Genomic DNA, 19,256 nt, shown 5'->3' on the forward strand with positions numbered 1-19,256 from the left:
AGAATAATACTGATTATTCTGTAATATTTTAATCTATTTAACGATAACGTTGTCGCAGCCATTTTACCCATAAAAACGGGCACTAAATCGATAATTATTAAGGAAGTTTAAACGCAGATGCATTATCCAGTAAAGCATGAGCAAACTTACCGCTACTCAACGCTGGCTCAAGGGCTGTTGGTTCAAAAACGATCTCCCCATCCTCTACCCGCTCTACATAATATATCCCACGCTTGCTGTCCTCATCCTTTACATGCACGTCACAATAACAAGCACTATGCTCAGGAATATCTTTATAAGCACTTATATCATACTCTAGTGTCTCACTACAAGCTTCAATCGCATATAATAAGGCAGCAAATACGTAAGCTCGAGTTTTCTCTCTACCATAATCATCTGGATAGTGACCAGCTTCAAATAACACAGTGGGCACTCCAGCTTCTTGAAAAGCATCACCCACACAATTATTATTAAACGCATCATTATACAACCCTATATTTCCATCAAGATCATTACGTAGGTTTTTAAAAATATGAGCAATGATACTTGCAGACCGCTTTCGCGAAAATGTGAAACTCCTCTCCACATCTGCCGAAGGTGCAAGGAAGGAAAGTATAGATGGTTTACCTGTTTCTTCAAAACCATAGATGGTTCTTTGACCATGTAAATTGAAACAATAATCAGGTTTAAAGGCATCAAAAACACCACGCAAAATTTTTGATTCTGGCTGAGTCAAATCTTGTGCATCGCGATTGAGATCTACCTCATTTGCATTTACTCTTGTCCAGTTTTTTGAGCCATCTGGATTAAGCATTGGGATCATAAAAAAGGTGCAATTTTCAATCACTTTTTTATAGAAATCCGAATCTTTTTTTTGCTCTAAAAAACGACAAAAATCAAGCATAGATTTTGTGGTTGTAGATTCATTTCCGTGCATCTGTGACCACATAAAAATCTTCACTTTTCCGGTACCAAAAACAACCGAATTAATAGGTCTATTTTCTACCGAATGATCCAGTGTATCAATCGTAAAATCTGACGATAATTGAGAGACAAAATCGGTGATAAATTCTGGTGATATATATCTGCCAGAAATAGATTCTTCACGGCATTGGGAAAACAGTTGTAATAACTCAGGTAACTCCATATGTATTCTTTGGACTACAAAGATACTTTTTTTACAACTCTTCATTAAAACGCACTGTTTACATTTGTAAACAGTGCGTTTTATATACAGAAGTAACGTTTTACTGGAAGATTATCTCCAATTAAACAAAATGCACCTTTCAAAAACTCTAGTTGTTTTAAATCAGTATTTTAAAGACCCATTACTAAAGTATTAATTTAATACAATAACACACCTATACTAACTATTTACACATAAGAACATCCATAGTTTACATTTGTAACGTATCTTTGCTGTATACAAATGGAAACACTCATAAACAACACAAAATTTGCGCAACGCCTCCAAGAAATCATGGATGCAAACGAATTGAGCGCAACTGCTTTTTCAGAAAAACTACACGTAGGAAGAGCTACCATATCTCATCTTATGGCTGGAAGAAATAAGCCCAGTTTAGACTTTGTAATGACCGTAGTTGCTACCTTCCCGGAAGTGGAATTACAATGGCTTCTTTATGGAACAAAATCAAGTCTAAAAACCACCACTCCTACTCCATCAAACCACACTACTTTTTCGACTGATGTGCCTTCAAAAAATGATCAAGAATTCGCATCAAAAACAAGTGCTACTCCACCATCAAACACGGAGCAAAAAACACTCAAAAACATCACTGCTTTTTCCTCTTCAAAATCACCTATTAAGAGAGTGATTATTTTCTTAGAAGATGGAACTTTTGAGAGTTATGAGATGTAATAATCACCTACTCTCTTCTTCAAAAATCACCTTACATCGCATACACTTTTGGTAAGAAATTTTTAGTCATTTTACTTCTTTAAAATATCTAAGACTTACTCTCAATTACTCACGTTCCTGTGGTATTTTTGTAACCTATGAAGAATCAATGGAAAGCTTTTTTTGTGATAATTAGTGTTTTCGCTTTAAGCTGTGAAAGCCCTGAACGTGATTGTACAGATTTTAAAACAGGGACATTTACATTTGAAACATTACTAGATGGAGAACTCGTTGCAACCACCTTTAAACGTAACGACACACTAGAGATAGATTACTTTAAGGGCAAAGCAGACTCCTCTTCTGTGCGATGGATTAACGACTGTGAGTACATTGTCAAGAAGCTCCACCCACGCAGCATGAGTGAAGAAAAAGCGCTACACATGAAAATCATAGCTACTGACGGAGATTTTTATACCTTTGAATACTCCCTTGTAGGAGAAACCAACAAACAACGTGGCATCGCCAAAAAAACAACTGACTAATGTTTGACATTCTTACCACTGCAGATGCTTGGGTAGCACTGCTTACACTTACCTTTCTTGAAATCATATTAGGTATTGACAACATCATTTTTATCTCCATAGCCGCCGAAAAGCTCCCACAAAAGGATCGTAAGAAAGCGACTAATATAGGTCTAGCCCTTGCAATGGGTATGCGTATTGCACTACTCTTTGGTATCTCATGGTTAGTTGCACTTAGCGCACCATTCTGGCACATTAATCAAAGCTGGATTAGTGGAGGTATAAGTTGGCAAGCTGTCATATTACTAGCGGGAGGATGTTTCTTGATATGGAAGTCTGTGCATGAAATTCATGAAAAAGTAGACGAGACAGGTCTTGAAGAGGAAGAAATCTCAAAGAAGAGCTCTACCACACTAGGTAATGCTATTGTACAAATCGCAGTAATCAACCTTGTATTCTCTTTTGACTCTATACTTACTGCCGTGGGAATGACTAATGGTCTTTCTGATAATCCAACAGACGCGTTGATCATTATGGTGATTGCTGTAGTCATTTCTGTAGGAATCATGATGCTTTTTGCAAACCCTGTAGGAAACTTTATTGCAAAGCATCCTTCATTACAGATATTAGGCCTCTCATTCTTAATTTTAATAGGTTTTATGCTTATTGCAGAAGGCGCGCACCTATCACACCTAGAAATCTTTGGATCGTCTGTAGGAGCTATCCCTAAGGGTTATTTATACTTTACGATTGCATTCTCGCTTCTAGTAGAGTTTATAAACTTTAAATACCGCGCTATGAAGACTAAAGACTCTGGTGCTCAAATCCAAATGAAGAAAAACGTAGAGCACCTTACTAAAAAGTAATACACTACACGCTCACATAAAAAATCCCCTTGAAACTACGTTTCAAGGGGATTTTTCTTTTCGTTCTGACTATAACAAGCAGTAAGACGTTAGATTAAAAGTTCTCGTCTTCCATGAGCTTTTCTACCTTTTTACGCTCCCACGCCTTGTTAAACAAAGGACTCCACCCAAACACTTCTGATGCATGACCAGCAACCCCCCAGCCCCATCCTAGTATAGGAAACAAAGCCCAAGGAAAGCTTGTAGACTGCACATTAAAGTATATAAACACAGGCACCATAACCGCATAAATCGTAAAGTGAATGTAAAAACCTTTAAGGTCTTCTACCTTCTTCTTTGCACGCTGGTAACGTTTATCTGCAAGGAGTTCGCTCTGCCTAGGCTCAAATGTCACTTGCTCTGCTTGTGTTAATAGCGGTATCCCAACTTGAAAAGTCTCACTATCATCTATTATATGCACTTCACTATTGGATAGTAAACTATAACGTTGCTTGATGTTTTGCAAGCCTACACCACTACTCTTCTTAATAACCTGTTTGGCTTGGATATTATTCTCAATAAAGAGCCTATTGCCATCTTCATAAATCTTAATATATAGTTTCTTGTTAGGCGTTACCTGGTTGTGTTTTACAGCGTTTTCAAGCAATAACTGCAAGGATAGCGGCACTACTTTATATTCTTGATGTGAGGCACTTTCTGGGATTTCTACCACGATACTATCCTCAAAGCGCATCTTGATTAGATTCATATACGTACGAGCAAAGGTTAGCTCCTCCTCCAGCGGCACTAGCTCTTTATTCTTTTGCTCTAGCACATACCTATAGACCTTAGAAAGCGAAGTGGTAAACTTGGTTGCCTGTTTTGGGTTTTCCTCAATAAGACTTGCCAGCACATTTAAACTGTTGAATAAAAAATGTGGATCCAGCTGATTTTTAAGTGCATCAAATTTTGCCGAAGCGGCTCCAGCAATAATTTTAGACTGCTTTACCTTACTCTCCTGCTTATTCTTCCAGCGACTCACCGCATAAAATGAAGAAGTTGCTACGGCTGTTATTAGAAAAGGAAAAATATAATCTTCAAGGCCTTCACTAGCCATATATTCATCAAATGATATTTTATAATATCCTGTAATAAGTATTAATCGAAGCAAAAAAACCGTAATTAAAGTCACAACAATATGCGCAATTAGCGCATAAGTAAGCACCTTTAAATTCAACAGACTGCCTGTAAAACGTTTTCTAAAGTTCACTATAACCATAGTGTTCACTGCATACAGCGCTACAGAGAAGATTTGGTTTTGTATGAAAAAGGTTATCACACCATCTCCATACCAAGGATTACCCAGCACATACAATATAATACTGTGAACGATAAATATTGTTAAGCCTACAATATTTGCCTTTGCAAACTCTTTTAGATAATATTTCATTTCTTATTAATTACAAGCCTCGGCACTTTCTAAAGCTCTTTTTACATTTCCTTGAGGATGGAATTTAGTCTCAGGTTTAAAGGTAGCAAAAAGCGTGATGGCACGCTGCAACTCTGCGCAATATGGCGCTATTGAGCTCCCAAAATATCTTGCGCTTCCCATGTCCCACTGCGCCTTTTCTGCTATAAAAATAGGGTTATCTGGCTCTTTGTTTACCATTTTTTGATTGAGCTCTCCTATAGTCCCTGCATATTTCATCCCGTATTTCATACCATCGTGAGCGACCCAAACTGTATAAAGCTGCGCTTGCAAGTGGTCTGCATATGGATTATCTGGAGCTATCGTACGCATTGTATTTATAAACTCTTGCGCCTTATCTAGCGTCGCCTTCATAGTGGCTTCCTCTCTGTTTTCAAAGTCTCTCCAGTTACGTATTATAGCAATTTGAGCAACATAATACGTAGGGAGCCAATTATCTTTTTCGACAGTAGCAATGCGCTCAAACAGGTTTGAAGCCTCATCAAGCTTGCTTTCTTCCCAAAGCTCCATCGCTTTTGTCATTCCTTGCTCGTACTTAGTTTGAGCCATAAGAAATGTACTGCTCCATAATGCGATAATAAGAAGTAAATGTTTCATAATATATTGTTTTGTGATTGATGATGTAAAGATGGTTTTAAGTACGCTTTCGCGAAAGCGTAACCTACCCAACCGTCATTTATAAAGTCTCAGTTGTAGTTTTCTTGCGAGGTTTTGTTTTACGTAACCAATAACCAATGAATAAAACACCAAATATGGTAGGCAGTAACCAGCTTAATAGCGCCGGAAGTACTTGATTTGTGACAAAGAAAGCGGTAAAAGCTGCGATATATCCACCTGTTATTTTACCTATATGAAGTCTAAGATATTTTTTACGCAATGATGCTATATCTCGCATTGCACGTATATCTCCTACAGCATTAAGAACACCAATTCCTCCAAAGATTATAAGAATCCACCCCATAGAAGAACCCGAAAGCAATGATAACGCACCATAAACTATCATTGCCAGACCTATGATGAGCATAGAATAAGAAATGATTTTATCATAGCGTAATTCACTCGCTTCCTTTATCTTTTTAAAACGGAGTGCTCTATACCCAGAAAGAACTAGATACACACTAAAAAGTCCTACAACAAATAAAAATGGGTTGTTATGATCTGGAAGTAACGATGCCACAATACCTGAAATACCAGCTGTAAGCATCCCGTAATAAAAAACCATTCCTGACTTTTTATGCCAAGCATTTCCTTTACGAGCAATTACAGAGATAGTTCCCGCTATGAGGGAGATAAAACCACCTATGGCGTGTAGTGTTATAAATATCTCGAAGAAAGTATCGTAGTTCATCGGTTAGATTTTTAAATATTGAGACTGTATTGCTCATGATTGATAATACAAATATGAGCCAGAATTCAGTAATCATAAAAAGGTTGCTACTCAATTGCTATAACAGCCTACCGAATTGTAGTTTTACAGCACCTAGTATAGATACCTATGATAATTAAAGAGCTTTTTCCAAGATTTCATCCAGACCTCATTAAGGAAATAACCACACACGGCATCATAAAGGAACTCCCTGCGCAAACAGAATTACTGCGAGAAGGACAGTATGCAAAGGTTATTCCCATCGTAATACACGGACTCGTAAAGGTATATTCTCGCTATGAAGATAGAGAACTTCTACTTTATTACATAGAACCGGCAGAGAGTTGCATCATCTCTTTTTCTTCTGGAATCTCACAATTACCCAGTCGCGGATTTGCAATTACAGAAACAGATGCTAAACTTCTTCTTTTACCTGTAGACAACGTACAGCAATGGCTTAAGACGTACCCTGCGCTCAACACCTTATTCTTTAAAAACTATGATGCGCGTTATCTTGACATGATGAACGCTGTAAATCACCTCCTATTTGATAAAATGGATGCACGCATACTCGATTATCTAAAAGAAAAATCGCGTGTTACAGCAACTCAAACACTTCATATCACTCATAAGGAAATAGCAACAGATCTAGGCACCGCAAGAGAAGTCGTAAGCAGGATCTTAAAAAAACTGGAGATTGAAAATCACATAACCCAAGAAGGACGCACCATAAAAATCATGTAAGTGTGACTACAGTCACCGTTTACAAGAAATCCTCCCATTACATTTGTGTAGTATTACTTCTAAAAAAAACACACTATGAAAAAGAATATGGGAAATTTAGATCGCGGTATACGCATAGCGGCTGCAGTGATTATTGGTCTATTATATGCAGCTAACGTTATAAATGGCACGGTGGCAATTATACTGGGCGTCGTAGCACTTATTTTTATCGCAACAAGCTTTGTTTCATTTTGCCCGCTTTATGCTCCCTTTAGACTAAGCACGTACAAAGTAAAAAAATAACATACCCTTACATCTTAAGCCCTTACAAGTTATCTTGTGAGGGTTTCTTTTTTTACGCTTGCGCGAAAACGTTACCGTAACTCCCATAAATGCGCTATAGCTATCCCTTAAGAATACACTATCTTTGCGGCTTCTTAAAAACAGCCTTATGAAGCGTCTTTTCAACAATTTCACCTCTAATCCTAAGAATGATATCGTTTCTGGTATTACGGTTTCTTTAGCCATGATACCTGAAGTAGTTGCATTTGCATTTGTGGCTCAAATAAGCCCAATTGTGGCGTTATTTGGAGCATTTGTTATTGGGATTATCTCAGCACTTTTTGGCGGTAGACCAGGATTAATCTCGGGAGCAGCAGGAGCAGTTGCCGTGATTTTTGTACAGATGATTCAAGAAGGTCATGCAAAGGGATTACTCTTTGACCAGCCTGTTGAAAATATGGGATACTTCTATTTACTCGCCGCGGTGGTGTTAATGGGAGTTATTCAGGTCTTTGCTGGCTTGTTTAAGTTGGGGAAATTCGTGCGCTTGATTCCGCATCCTGTGATGATGGGGTTTGTAAACGGACTCGCTATCGTGATATTCCTTGCACAACTAGGAATGTTTAAAGAAAACAAAAAAGACTACGCTGGTGATAATATGCGTAAAACAGCTTCAAAGGAGCTCATTTATACTGTATCTGACAATGAAGTAAAGGATAAGGTCTCAAATACTGTACTATTTACAATAGAAGGAAACTCTGTAATAAACAAGGCAACCAACAAAGAGGTGTTTGTATTATCTGACGGACAAGTATATGATACAAATACGCAAAAGGTTGTTTTTAATGCTTCTCAAGATGGATTTTACTCTGTAAAAGACAAAGGAGTCGTTAAGACCTGGATGCAAGGAAAGTCATTATATACAATGATAGGGCTTGTGTTACTCACCATGCTCATCGTATGGGGACTACCTAAAATCACCCCAAAGATTCCAGCTGCATTAACGGCTATTCTTATTGTATCGCTCATATCAATTTTTGGCGGATTAGACTCTGTAAACGTTGGCGAATTCATTAGAGATGGTGGTGGTGCAGGTCTCAATGGTATGGCAGAAATCTCAAGTAAGCTCAATGTATTTGAATTATGGAGCAGCCTGCCATTTAACCTAGACACTCTTAAGTTTATAGCGCCTTATGCATTTCTTGCAGCCTCAGTAGGTTTAATTGAAACGCTTATGACTATGAACCTAGTAGATGAGATGACAGACTCTAGAGGTAATGGAAACAGAGAATGTGTAGCACAAGGAGCTGGAAATATCGTGAGTGGTGTTTTTGGAGGAACCGGTGGTTGTGGTATGATAGGACAAACAGTAATAAATATTAACGCTGGAGGACGAGGACGACTATCTGGAGTGATGATGGCAATTACACTACTTACCTTTATATTATTTGCAGATAAGTTTATTGAGCAAGTACCTATTGCAGCCTTAGTAGGTGTAATGTTTATGATGGTTATTGAGACATTTGCTTGGTCTAGTTTTAGAATTTTAAAGAAAATACCAGTTTCAGATGCTTTTGTTCTTATTATAGTATCTGCTGTAACTGTATTCTTTGATCTTGCCATTGCAGTGTTTGTAGGCGTTATTATTGCTGCTTTATCATTTGCTTGGAGTAGCGCTAAGAAAATTAGAGCTAGAAAGAGATTTAAAGCAGACGGAACAAAGGTGTACGAAATCTGGGGTCCGTTATTCTTTGGAAGTATTCAGAGTTTTAATTCTAAGTTTGATATCAACGGTGATCCAGAGCATATCGAAATTGACTTTATCGAAGCAAAAGTAGCAGACCACTCTGCGCTAGAGGCGATTTATATTTTACTAGAGAAGTATGAGGCCGCAGGAAAAACAATTACGCTAAAGCACTTGAGTACTGAATGTAAAGATCTAATGCGTAAAGCATCACCTAAGTTTGATAAAGTGATTGAAGAAAGTGTAGACGATCCTCGATATCATGTGCTTTCTGGTATTTTAGATACAGAAGCTTAGATAGCTTAGATTGAGAAAGGCTTTTCCCTAGCCCTAAAGGGTGAGTCTATTTAAAAAAAGCTTTTCCCCGACCCTAAAGGGTGAGCTTTTTTATACGTAAAGATTTTTCTTGGCCTTGAAGGTGAGCTTCGTTTGAATGTTTTTCTAGGGTTTGAAGGTGAGCTTATTATGAAAAACTTTTCCCCAGCCATAAAGGGTGAGCTTTTCTATACGTAAAGATTTTACGTACTCATAAAATTAAGCTTTTGCAGATTAACACTTGCATTAGCTGCTAGCCCCGATTGTAATGAAAATCCCGCAGTGTAGCGATAGCAAAGCGAGGAATTGTAATGTAAAGCGGGAAACTGCTCTTGTAAGAAAACAAAACGTGAGCGCTCCTAATACACACTAAAAACTTAAATGAAAATCCCGCAGTGTAGCGAGGAATTGAAATGACGGATCAGCTTTAGATTTCAAAAAGCTTTTCCCCGCCCCTAAAGGGTGAGCTTCGTTTGAAAAGCTTTTCCCCGCCCCTAAAGGGTGAGCTTTTTTTTTACGTAAAGATTTTTACATGCTCAGAAAATTGATCTTTTGCAGATTAACACTTGCATTAGCTGCTAGCCCCGATTGAAATGAAAATCCCGCAGTGTAGCGATAGCGAAACGAGGAATTGCAATAACGGGTCAGCATTTGATTCCAAAAAGCTTTCCCCCAACCCTAAAGGGTGAGCTTTTCTATACGTAAAGTTTTTTACGTACTCAGAAAATTGAGCTTTTGCAGATTAATACTTGCATTAGCCGCTAGCCCCGATTGTAATGAAAATCCCGCAGTGTAGCTATAGCGAAACGAGGAATTGTAATGAAAGCGGGAAACTGCTCTTGTAAGGAAACAAAATGTGAGCGCTCCAACTAGACAAACAAACTTAAATGAAAATCCCGCAGCGAAGCGAGGAATTGTAATGACGGATCAGCTTTTGATTTCAAAAAGCTTTTCCCCGGCCCTAAAGGGTGAGCTTTTTTTTTACGTAAAGATTTTTACATGCTCAGAAAATTGATCTTTTGCAGATTAACACTTGCATTAGCTGCTAGCCCCGATTGTAATGAAAATCCCGCAGTGTAGCGATAACGAAACGAGGAATTGTAATGAAAGCGGGAAACTACGCTCGCAAAGTAGCGCTACTTATGCGCTCCAAAACCTTACTAAAAATCATAAAAAAACCTCTCAATGCTATTGAGAGGTTCTTTGTTATACTAAAAAGAGGATGCTTATTGATTCATTGAGATCAAGAATTCCTCATTGTTTTTTGTGCTCTTAATACGATCGCTCATAAACTCCATTGCCTCTACTGGGTTCATATCTGCAAGATATTTACGTAATACCCATAGACGTTGCGTGGTGTCTTTACTGTGTAGTAAGTCATCACGACGTGTAGATGAAGAGGTAAGATCGATAGCTGGGAAAATACGGCGGTTTGCAATATTACGATCCAGTTGTAGCTCCATGTTACCTGTACCTTTAAATTCTTCAAAGATTACTTCGTCCATTTTTGAACCGGTGTCTGTAAGTGCTGTAGCAAGAATGGTAAGTGACCCACCTCCTTCAATGTTACGTGCTGCTCCAAAGAAACGCTTAGGCTTGTGCAATGCATTTGCATCTACACCTCCAGAAAGAATCTTTCCAGATGCTGGCTGTACGGTGTTATAAGCACGTGCAAGACGTGTGATAGAGTCAAGAAGTATTACTACATCGTGACCACACTCTACAAGACGCTTTGCCTTTTCAAGTACAATATTTGCCACTTTTACGTGCTCATGTGCTTCCTTATCAAATGTAGAGGCTACTACCTCTCCATTTACATTACGCTGCATATCTGTAACTTCCTCTGGACGTTCATCTATAAGAAGTACTATTTGATATACCTCTGGGTGGTTTGCCGCAATAGCATTTGCCACATCCTTAAGTAACATGGTTTTACCCGTTTTAGGCTGTGATACAATCATACCACGCTGCCCTTTACCTATAGGAGCAAACATATCCATCACACGAGTAGATATACTCGCTTGACGATCTGCTAGGTTAAATTTTTCTGTAGGAAATAATGGTGTTAAGTGCTCAAAAGAAACACGATCTCTAACGATGTTAGGGTTCAAACCATTAATCTTACTTACTTTAATAAGTGGGAAATATTTCTCCCCTTCTTTTGGAGGACGTATTACACCTAGTACCGTATCACCAGTTTTAAGACCAAAAAGTCTTATCTGTGATTGTGATACATAAATATCATCTGGAGATGCTAGGTAATTGTAGTCAGAACTACGTAAGAAGCCGTAGCCATCTTGCATAATATCTAAAACTCCTTCACTCTCTATAATCCCTTCAAATTCAAAATCTGGCTCGCGGTAACGGTTACGGCTATCCTTGTTACCATTGTTACCATGCGTATTACCGTCTTTTTGATTACGGTTATTACGTGGCGTATTAGTACGCGTATTTGTGTTTCGATTATTGTCGCGAGGTGCACGCTTATCATTGCTTTGACGGTTGTCATTGCTGTTGCGCTTATCGTTATTACGAGTATCTTTTTGATTATCTCGTTTTTGTGGTGTCTTTGTATCGTCTCCACCTTTTCCTTTAGCAGGTTCACGTTTTACCGCTTCTCTCTTTGCCTGTGGCTCTCTCTTTGCAGGAGCTTCTTTTTTTACAGGAGGTTTTCCTTTTGCCGGAGCATCTTTAGCTTCCTCAGTGTTTGCTGCGAGAGCATCCTTAGTATCTTTTGCAGTTTTTGCTGGACGTGGAGCACGAGGTTTACGCTCTTCTCTAGGCTTACGTTCTGTCTTAGGAGCAGGAGCTTGTGCAGCTGCTTCTTTTACTTTAGGCACTACTGCCTCTATTTTTTTTGGGTCTGCTGCTTGTAAATCAAGTATTCTATAAACAAGGTCTAGCTTTTTTAATGTTCTGTATTTAGGAACATTAATCCCTTTTGCAATCTCTTGAAGCTCGGGAAGCTTCTTTGCTTTTAATTCTGAAATATCAAACATCTAGTAATGTGGGTAAATTATTAATCGGGTGATTAGAGCGTACCAAAAGAAGAATTTGATACTAAAAATATTAAGCAATTAAGTAACAAGCGGAGAGCCTTTTACATAATTACAAGACAATGATACAATTTTATTTTCAAAGTTTTCTTAGCAATATCACAAAATGAGACTTATTTTTACCACAGTTTAAAATGAGAATCACGTGATACAACGTATACAAACTATATATCTTTTACTAGCAGCCTTAGTTTCACTAGGATTGCCTTATGCCTTTAGCCTTTATTCTGATATGGATGGTGAGGCCGTGTGGGCAGTAGATGATATTTCTTACATAACACTTTTTAGTCTTAGTGCTGTATTCTCATTTATTTCCATATTTTTATGGAATAATAGAAAGAACCAATTCGTCTTAGGACGTCTCAATATCTTATTAAACTTTGCATTATTAGGTATTTTGGTATATCGATCACAAATGTTATCTGGAGGAACGGCGGTTCTTGAGAAGGGTATTGGGATGATCATTCCGCTTGTTTCTATCGTTTTACTAGTCTTGGCAAACAAGGCAATCAAGCGCGATGAAGATCTTGTAAAATCTGTAGATAGATTACGATAAGCCTATAATCTTAGTTTTATTAGTGCGTAAAGCCTCTCATTTATTTGTGAGGCTTTTTTTATGCTTACGCGAAAATGTGATATCAAAAACCACACATTATCAAATAACTCCCCTACCCTCTTATATACTCCTCGTCAATGAACAGTAAAATTTGATATTCACTTTTATGCTATTTAAACCAGTGATAAACGAGCAGAAGAAAGAAGTTTAGTAAATTACGAGCTCAATAACCTCACACGCACAAAATCAATATGAACCAAAAAGACTTAGCATACGACTATATTATTGTAGGAAGTGGTTTTGGAGGTTCTGTGAGCGCTCTTCGCCTTTCTCAAAAGGGATATAAAGTGCTCGTTGTTGAAAAAGGAAAATGGTACAAAGCAACCGACTTCCCTAAAACCAACTGGAATCTCAGGAAATGGCTCTGGATGCCATACCTGCGCTTTTTTGGGATTATGAAACTATCGATATTTAAACACATTGCCATTATTTCTGGAACTGGTGTAGGTGGCGGCTCGCTTGTATATGCAAATACATTACCCACACCTAAAAGTGCTTTCTTTAACTCTGGGAGCTGGAAGTTGCTCAATGATTGGGAAAACGACTTAAAACCTTACTATAAGGAAGCACTAAGAATGCTAGGCGCAGCGCAAAATCCGTCCTTATATGATGGAGATAAAGCTCTCAAAGTCGTAGCAGACGATTTAAATATCGCACAAAGGTTTAATCCTACGCGGGTTGCAGTTTTCTTTGGAACTCCTAATAAAACAGTAAAAGACCCTTATTTTAATGGAGAAGGGCCAGATCGCGCTGGATGTAATTTTTGTGGTGCGTGTATGACTGGCTGTCGCCACAATGCAAAAAACACGCTTGACAAGAACTACCTATACCTCGCTCAAAAACAAGGAGCCACCATACTTGCCGAAAATGAAGTATATGATGTACAGCCATTAGATAAAAATGACAGCGCTCTAGGATATGAAGTCTCAATGAAGAAAAGCACGCGCATCTTTGGTAAACATCAAAAAATCACCACCAAAGGCGTTATCTTTTCTGGCGGTGTACTAGGTACAGTCAAGCTTTTGCTAGCTCTGAAAACTAAATCGTTACCACTTCTATCAGACCATCTAGGTGAAGATATACGAAGTAATAATGAAACGCTTATAAGTGTCTCCACACTAGAAAAAGATAAAAACCTCTCAAAAGGTATCGCTATAGGAAGCATACTTGATACAGATGAAAATAGTCATCTAGAAATATGTAGATATGGGGAAGGCTCTAATGCGTGGAAACTTGCTCACTTACCTTATGTAACGGGTTCAAATGCATTCTCACGACTTTTTAAGACTGCGATCAAGCTGATTAAAAATCCTGTAGACTATTTTAAAATCTACATCAGCAATGGCTGGGCAAAGAACACCGTTGTCTTATTATTTATGCAAACGCTAGATAGCACATTACGTTTTAAAAGAAATACATTTGGGAAGATGACATCTACAGTAAGTTCTGGAAAGGCTCCTACCCCATTTATTCCAGAATCTATAGCGCTTGTAAAGTCTTATAGTAAGGCTATAAAGGGTGTGAGCACCTCCTTTGCTTTAGAAACGCTAGCAGGAATACCATCTACAGCACACATACTAGGCGGTGCAGTTATGGGAGAAAATACAGAAAGCGGAGTTATAGATAAAGACAACAATGTTTTTGGCTATAAAAATATGCTTGTGGTTGACGGAGCTATGATTTCGGCAAACCCTGGTGTGAATCCTTCACTTACCATTACTGCCATTGCAGAAAGAGCGATGGATCAAATACCAAACAAGCAATAAAACAAAGCCTAAGATACATCTACGTTTGCCCATCAGAAAAACGTTGCAAGGATTAAAAAATAAGTTCGTAGTTACAAAATAGTTATACTTTTCCCTTTTAAACACTACCTTCACCGCCACTATGGAAAAAACAGAATTTTTAGAACAGCACCTATTTAATGATTTGACTAATCTCAATAAAGAGTCGGAGGCAGATGACTCGTATCAGTTCTCTGAGGCAGATTTTGAGATTGTGCTTCAGCGTGCAGAGCATTTTGGATTAGGTGTCTTTACCATCGAATCATGGCACAACGGTGTATCTACTGGTGTATCAAAGCATGAAGATTTCAGAAAAAAGGCAACAGATGCCAAGTGGTATAAAAAAGCTTTTTTGACTTCTAGAAAAGGTCAAGCAGGACTTACCTATGCTGGAACTTATAAGATTTCTAGTAAATTATTATCAAGAGAGACTTTTCAAGAAGAGGAAGAGTAAGATTTACTTGTAATCATTTCAACGTTTGGAGGCTCGTAAAAGTAACGACTCACAAAGGTTGGCAATTATTAAATGACTTAGAAATTTTTCGCGAAAGCGTAATACATCTATTTTACAGCATAATAATTACTAAAACCGACACATAAAAAAACGCAACCATTGCTGGTTGCGTTTTTCATTGAGTGTTCTCACCTTTTACTAATCAAACTTAAACAACCTCAACTTCATTCTTCTTTACAGCTAGTGCATAAATCACTAGTCCAAATCCTATTTTATTAATAGCATCTGCAATATTGTAAGCGATATCTACGCTTCCTTTTCCTAGGATGCTTGTGTACCATCCATCTGTACCTAGCATGTATCCTAATGGATAAATAGCCCAACCTACGAGTACAAACCAGCATAATATTTTATGTGCTTTGAGGATATCTCCACCTGCGGCTACTGCTATTTTTTTTGCGCTTCCTAACCAGATTTCATACACAATATAGAAGTATGCTGCTCCAGAGATAGCACCCCACAAGGCTGCCTGATCTTGGAATACCGCTTCTCCAAAGTATCCTGTTACTAACATGATTACAGAAAATGCAATAAGCTTCCACATAAGTGCAGGTTTTGCGCCAGCTACTTTTAATATTAAGTAGAATTCAACACACATTAATGGAACTGTAAGTACCCAATCTACTTATCTAAAAAATGTAGGAGACTCTTGAATAGCAAACCAGTAATCTCTCATGTACCAGTAGTGCACTGCAGCAATAAACGTAATTAACCCCGATACAAGGACTGAGGTTCGCCACTTCTTGTTAAATTGGTTAAGCGATAGAAAAAAGAAAGCAGAAGCTGCCATCATCGCCATCGCACCTACAAAGAATGTAAATCCTACATAATCACTTGGATCTAATCTTGTAGGGTCGGCCAGTAATAGTAATAAAAATTTCATAGCATTGATATTTTTAATTAAACATTTGTTTAAGTAAATTTAGATAATGTTAAACAAATAAATAATTATTTTCTCATAATTTTTTCATTAAAATTATCAATACATAAATTATTCATGACAAAAATTCTCAATATCACAATCATAGGTAGTTTTGCAGGCTTATGGGTCGCCACATTATTTTCTAGTAAGGCTGAGCTGATTTTGGGTTTTTTACTTATTCTCACCTTTGGTATCATACACGGATCAAATGATTTATTATTAATAGAGAAGTTATTTACTAAGGAGAAAAAAAGGAGCTTCCTTAAATCGCTCTTCTTTTATGTGCTTACAGTGTTGCTTACTTTTCTAGCATTTTACACCATCCCTTCTATCACAGTAATTCTATTTATCATTTTTAGCGCATATCATTTTGGTGAACAGCACTGGGAGTCTAAGGTGGACACTAAGTACAAATGGTTCTCACTTATATTGCAAGGGAGTTATGGAGCCCTCATTCTCATTATATTATTTCTTTTTAATGCAGAGCAAGTAGATGAGATTGTAATGGCAATCACAGGAGCACCTTTTCCACCCGCATTTCTATTGTACTCTTTATACAGTATTCTTACTTTATTAGTAGTTACAGTAGCCATTTTAGCTTTTAACAGTGATAGTTTTAGAAAGGTATTATTAAAAGAGCTCTTCTTTCTAGGCTTACTGGTGGTCATATTTAAAATGTCATCCCTCATCTGGGGATTCACTATATACTTTGTGCTATGGCATAGTCTTCCATCACTTTTTGAACAAATACACTTTATATATGGTAGATTTACTAATCAAACTATCTGGCTCTATATAAAAAATGCGTTGCCTTATTGGATTATTTCAATCATCGGGATTGGTTTAAGCTACTTTTGGCTTAAGGAAAGTGTGCTTTTCTTTGCAATTTTCTTTTCCTTTATCGCCGCAGTGACCTTTCCTCACTCGTTGATTATATCATTAATGTTCAAAAAGAAAAATAATAACACAAAAACTCACTAACATGAAATATACTTTTTTACTTTTTTTAAGTCTCGCTTTCGCGAAAGCGCATGCACAACAACCCGTATCTACTCCTGGCAATGTCATAAGTGATTTTGGAAAAACCTATGAGGTTGACAATCCTGATTTCAAAACAGATACCACAGCAGTATTTAAAGTGATTTTTGATGTGGCAAAAGCACCTGAAAATCCAAGTCAGCGCAATCCATACATCGAGACGATGGCGCGATTTCTTAATATGCAGGAAAAAGCGGGAGTTCCTGTTACAAATATGAATATACGCGCTGCTATACATGGACAAGCAGCCTATGGAATGCTTACCAATGAATTATATAAAGAAAAATTTGGCGTAGATAATCCAAATATCGAATTACTAGAAGCATTAAAAGAAGCAAACGTATCACTCATACTCTGTGGTCAAACTGCCGGAGCGCGTAATATTACTAAAGAACGAAGACTAGAAATGATTGACGTAGGACTCTCGGCAATGACGGTATTAAGTCAATCACAAATGGAGGGTTATACGCTCATCGCTTTTTAAAGATTGCCCTACCTTCATAAATCTGCACCATTAGATAATTACACCCACATGCGCTTACTATTTACCCTAGTTTTCTCTTTTATCACACTATCTGTATTTTCCCAAGAAGTTACCCGTCAAGACAGCCTTAGAGGATCAATCACTCCACAAAGAGCCTGGTGGGACCTCGTTCATTATGACCTATCGGTTACGGTGATGCCAGAATCAAAATCTTTAATAGGTACTAATATAATGACCTATCGAGTGCTAGAAGAAGGCGTAACCGAGTTACAAATAGATCTTCAAGCCCCTATGGAACTCACTGCAGTAATGCAAGATGGACACTCTCTTGATGTACGTTCTGAAGGTGCTGCTCATTTTATACAACTAGAAGCCCCTCAACCAGAAGGAACTATAAAAAGTATAAGTTTAAATTTTGAAGGTAAGCCTCGCATCGCCGTAAACCCACCGTGGGATGGAGGTATCACTTGGCAACAAGATAGCAATGGTAAACACTTTATCGCTTCTTCAAATCAAGGCATAGGTTCCAGCGTATGGTGGCCTAATCGTGATCACCCAGCAGATGAAGTGGACAGCCTAGACATGCATGTTACCGTTCCCAAAGATCTAGTAGACGTATCTAATGGACGACTGGTGAGCATAGACAGTACAGCATCTTCAAAAACATATCACTGGGCAGTGAGAAATCCTATAAATAATTACGGAGTTAATCTTAACATAGGAGATTATGTAAACTTCTCAGAACTATATAAAGGAGAGAATGGACCACTGGATATGAGCTACTGGGTACTGCGTGAAGATGAGAAAAAAGCGAGAGCTCAATTTACACAGGCACCTATGATGATGGAGGCTTTTGAACATTGGTTTGGTCCTTATCCATTTTATGAGGATAGTTTTAAACTCGTACAAGCTCCATACTTAGGCATGGAACATCAAAGCTCTGTAACTTATGGAAACAAGTTTAAAAATGGCTACCTAGGAAGCGATCTATCTGGCACAGGACAAGGACTTAAATTTGACTTTATAATCATACATGAATCTGGTCATGAATGGTTTGCAAACAACATTACAAATAAGGATGTTGCAGATATGTGGATTCATGAGAGCTTTACTAACTACTCAGAAAATCTTTATCTAGATTATCATTTTGGCAAAGACGCTGCTAGTGAATATGTAATTGGACTGCGTAAAAACATTAGAAATGATAGACCTATCATAGGCACTTACGATGTAAATCGTTCTGGAAGTGGCGATATGTACTATAAAGGTGCAAATATGCTACACACCATACGCACCATTGTAGATAACGATGAGCTGTGGCGAGAGACTTTACGTGGACTTAATAAGGAGTTTTACCATAAAACCACTACAAGCGCAATGGTAGAAAATTTTATGTCTAAAAGATTAAACCAGAACCTCACTCCTATATTTGACCAATATTTAAGAACGGTAAAAATCCCAACCTTTGAATATAAAGTGAGTAAAAAGAAACTGAGTTATCGCTACACAAATGTGATAAATGATTTCTCTATGCCACTTTCTATAATGATAAATGGTAAATTACAATGGGTCAAGCCTACAGATCAGTGGCAAGAGCTTAAAATGTCTAAGAAAATAATTGATATGAGTATACCAGAGGATTTCTATATACAAACAAGGAAACTGTAGTTAATCAAACCAATACACTGTTGCTTTATAA

The 19,256-nt window shown here is 37.7% G+C and carries 17 protein-coding genes and 1 pseudogene; 12 read left to right on the plus strand and 6 right to left on the minus strand.

The window, feature by feature from the left end:
- Nucleotides 1-97 precede the first annotated feature (97 nt).
- Nucleotides 98-1,147, minus strand: coding sequence for a M14 family zinc carboxypeptidase (locus SJY37_RS14920; protein ID WP_379953321.1), 1,050 nt, complete (start codon nt 1,145-1,147; stop codon nt 98-100).
- A 282-nt stretch (nt 1,148-1,429) separates the two neighbouring features.
- On the opposite strand from SJY37_RS14920, the gene SJY37_RS14925 reads away from it, so the two are divergent.
- The 3 genes from SJY37_RS14925 (at nt 1,430) to SJY37_RS14935 (ending at nt 3,245) form a co-directional block, all read left to right on the plus strand.
- Entirely contained in the window at nt 1,430-1,879 is a 450-nt protein-coding gene (locus SJY37_RS14925; RefSeq protein WP_379953322.1) for a helix-turn-helix domain-containing protein, read from the plus strand.
- Nucleotides 1,880-2,016: 137 nt separating this feature from the next.
- Nucleotides 2,017-2,400, plus strand: a complete 384-nt coding sequence (locus SJY37_RS14930; RefSeq protein ID WP_108876526.1) for a DNA topoisomerase IV — start codon at nt 2,017-2,019, stop codon at nt 2,398-2,400.
- A complete protein-coding gene (locus SJY37_RS14935; protein ID WP_298327182.1) occupies nt 2,400-3,245 on the plus strand; it encodes a TerC family protein in 846 nt (281 codons plus the stop codon). The genes SJY37_RS14930 and SJY37_RS14935 overlap by 1 nt, the downstream gene beginning before the upstream one ends.
- A 94-nt stretch (nt 3,246-3,339) precedes the next feature.
- Here SJY37_RS14935 and SJY37_RS14940 read toward each other — a convergent pair whose 3' ends face one another.
- The 3 genes from SJY37_RS14940 to SJY37_RS14950 form a co-directional block, all read right to left on the minus strand.
- On the minus strand, nt 3,340-4,674 hold the full coding sequence (locus SJY37_RS14940; protein ID WP_339848674.1) for a histidine kinase: 1,335 nt from the start codon (nt 4,672-4,674) through the stop codon (nt 3,340-3,342).
- A 6-nt stretch (nt 4,675-4,680) separates the two neighbouring features.
- A complete protein-coding gene (locus SJY37_RS14945; RefSeq protein WP_379953323.1) occupies nt 4,681-5,310 on the minus strand; it encodes a hypothetical protein in 630 nt (209 codons plus the stop codon).
- Between the two features lie 79 nt (nt 5,311-5,389).
- Nucleotides 5,390-6,061, minus strand: coding sequence for a DUF2306 domain-containing protein (locus SJY37_RS14950; protein WP_298327173.1), 672 nt, complete (start codon nt 6,059-6,061; stop codon nt 5,390-5,392).
- 147 nt (nt 6,062-6,208) lie between these two features.
- On the opposite strand from SJY37_RS14950, the gene SJY37_RS14955 reads away from it, so the two are divergent.
- The 3 genes from SJY37_RS14955 (at nt 6,209) to SJY37_RS14965 (ending at nt 9,125) form a co-directional block, all read left to right on the plus strand.
- Nucleotides 6,209-6,823 (plus strand): Crp/Fnr family transcriptional regulator, encoded by a 615-nt coding sequence (locus SJY37_RS14955; protein WP_298327171.1) that lies wholly within the window; start codon nt 6,209-6,211, stop codon nt 6,821-6,823.
- 75 nt (nt 6,824-6,898) lie between these two features.
- Nucleotides 6,899-7,105 carry a DUF2892 domain-containing protein gene (locus SJY37_RS14960; protein WP_298327168.1) on the plus strand — a complete coding sequence of 69 codons (207 nt, stop codon included), beginning with the start codon at nt 6,899-6,901 and terminating at the stop codon, nt 7,103-7,105.
- Nucleotides 7,106-7,253: 148 nt separating this feature from the next.
- The gene (locus SJY37_RS14965; protein WP_379953324.1) at nt 7,254-9,125 is read left to right on the plus strand and encodes a SulP family inorganic anion transporter; all 1,872 of its coding nucleotides are present in this window, start codon (nt 7,254-7,256) and stop codon (nt 9,123-9,125) included.
- Between the two features lie 1,244 nt (nt 9,126-10,369).
- Here the strand turns inward: SJY37_RS14965 and rho are convergent.
- Nucleotides 10,370-12,142 carry a transcription termination factor Rho gene (rho, locus tag SJY37_RS14970; RefSeq protein WP_379953325.1) on the minus strand — a complete coding sequence of 591 codons (1,773 nt, stop codon included), beginning with the start codon at nt 12,140-12,142 and terminating at the stop codon, nt 10,370-10,372.
- A gap of 202 nt (nt 12,143-12,344) precedes the next feature.
- Here rho and SJY37_RS14975 point away from each other — a divergent pair, with 202 nt between their 5' ends.
- From SJY37_RS14975 to SJY37_RS14985, 3 genes are all read left to right on the plus strand, one after another.
- On the plus strand, nt 12,345-12,755 hold the full coding sequence (locus tag SJY37_RS14975) for a DUF4293 domain-containing protein (protein ID WP_298327161.1): 411 nt from the start codon (nt 12,345-12,347) through the stop codon (nt 12,753-12,755).
- A gap of 251 nt (nt 12,756-13,006) precedes the next feature.
- Complete coding sequence (locus tag SJY37_RS14980; protein ID WP_298327159.1) at nt 13,007-14,581, plus strand: GMC oxidoreductase; 1,575 nt, start codon at nt 13,007-13,009, stop codon at nt 14,579-14,581.
- Between the two features lie 121 nt (nt 14,582-14,702).
- Complete coding sequence (locus tag SJY37_RS14985) at nt 14,703-15,053, plus strand: hypothetical protein (protein ID WP_298327157.1); 351 nt, start codon at nt 14,703-14,705, stop codon at nt 15,051-15,053.
- A gap of 208 nt (nt 15,054-15,261) precedes the next feature.
- Here the strand turns inward: SJY37_RS14985 and SJY37_RS14990 are convergent.
- Nucleotides 15,262-15,996 (minus strand): annotated as a pseudogene (locus SJY37_RS14990) (bacteriorhodopsin-like).
- Between the two features lie 114 nt (nt 15,997-16,110).
- Between SJY37_RS14990 and SJY37_RS14995 the strand changes: the two are divergent.
- From SJY37_RS14995 to SJY37_RS15005, 3 genes are read left to right on the plus strand one after another with little or no spacing between them, the layout of a single operon-like run.
- Nucleotides 16,111-17,016 (plus strand): Brp/Blh family beta-carotene 15,15'-dioxygenase, encoded by a 906-nt coding sequence (locus tag SJY37_RS14995; protein WP_298327151.1) that lies wholly within the window; start codon nt 16,111-16,113, stop codon nt 17,014-17,016.
- A 1-nt stretch (nt 17,017) separates the two neighbouring features.
- Nucleotides 17,018-17,557, plus strand: coding sequence for a DsrE family protein (locus SJY37_RS15000; protein WP_298327148.1), 540 nt, complete (start codon nt 17,018-17,020; stop codon nt 17,555-17,557).
- 48 nt (nt 17,558-17,605) lie between these two features.
- Nucleotides 17,606-19,225, plus strand: a complete 1,620-nt coding sequence (locus SJY37_RS15005) for a M1 family metallopeptidase (protein WP_298327145.1) — start codon at nt 17,606-17,608, stop codon at nt 19,223-19,225.
- Nucleotides 19,226-19,256 lie beyond the last annotated feature (31 nt).

The sequence above is a fragment of the Dokdonia sp. R78006 genome (assembly GCF_042466145.1).
Classification (GTDB): Bacteria; Bacteroidota; Bacteroidia; order Flavobacteriales; family Flavobacteriaceae; genus Dokdonia.

What these genes read in the sequence shown, in the direction of transcription:
- SJY37_RS14920 (WP_379953321.1), bottom strand. Translation starts at nt 1,147, where the DNA reads ATGGAGTTACCTGAGTTATTACAACTGTTTTCCCAATGCCGTGAAGAA.
- SJY37_RS14925 (WP_379953322.1), top strand. Translation starts at nt 1,430, where the DNA reads ATGGAAACACTCATAAACAACACAAAATTTGCGCAACGCCTCCAAGAA.
- SJY37_RS14930 (WP_108876526.1), top strand. Translation starts at nt 2,017, where the DNA reads ATGAAGAATCAATGGAAAGCTTTTTTTGTGATAATTAGTGTTTTCGCT.
- SJY37_RS14935 (WP_298327182.1), top strand. Translation starts at nt 2,400, where the DNA reads ATGTTTGACATTCTTACCACTGCAGATGCTTGGGTAGCACTGCTTACA.
- SJY37_RS14940 (WP_339848674.1), bottom strand. Translation starts at nt 4,674, where the DNA reads ATGAAATATTATCTAAAAGAGTTTGCAAAGGCAAATATTGTAGGCTTA.
- SJY37_RS14945 (WP_379953323.1), bottom strand. Translation starts at nt 5,310, where the DNA reads ATGAAACATTTACTTCTTATTATCGCATTATGGAGCAGTACATTTCTT.
- SJY37_RS14950 (WP_298327173.1), bottom strand. Translation starts at nt 6,061, where the DNA reads ATGAACTACGATACTTTCTTCGAGATATTTATAACACTACACGCCATA.
- SJY37_RS14955 (WP_298327171.1), top strand. Translation starts at nt 6,209, where the DNA reads ATGATAATTAAAGAGCTTTTTCCAAGATTTCATCCAGACCTCATTAAG.
- SJY37_RS14960 (WP_298327168.1), top strand. Translation starts at nt 6,899, where the DNA reads ATGAAAAAGAATATGGGAAATTTAGATCGCGGTATACGCATAGCGGCT.
- SJY37_RS14965 (WP_379953324.1), top strand. Translation starts at nt 7,254, where the DNA reads ATGAAGCGTCTTTTCAACAATTTCACCTCTAATCCTAAGAATGATATC.
- rho (WP_379953325.1), bottom strand. Translation starts at nt 12,142, where the DNA reads ATGTTTGATATTTCAGAATTAAAAGCAAAGAAGCTTCCCGAGCTTCAA.
- SJY37_RS14980 (WP_298327159.1), top strand. Translation starts at nt 13,007, where the DNA reads ATGAACCAAAAAGACTTAGCATACGACTATATTATTGTAGGAAGTGGT.
- SJY37_RS14985 (WP_298327157.1), top strand. Translation starts at nt 14,703, where the DNA reads ATGGAAAAAACAGAATTTTTAGAACAGCACCTATTTAATGATTTGACT.
- SJY37_RS14995 (WP_298327151.1), top strand. Translation starts at nt 16,111, where the DNA reads ATGACAAAAATTCTCAATATCACAATCATAGGTAGTTTTGCAGGCTTA.
- SJY37_RS15000 (WP_298327148.1), top strand. Translation starts at nt 17,018, where the DNA reads ATGAAATATACTTTTTTACTTTTTTTAAGTCTCGCTTTCGCGAAAGCG.
- SJY37_RS15005 (WP_298327145.1), top strand. Translation starts at nt 17,606, where the DNA reads ATGCGCTTACTATTTACCCTAGTTTTCTCTTTTATCACACTATCTGTA.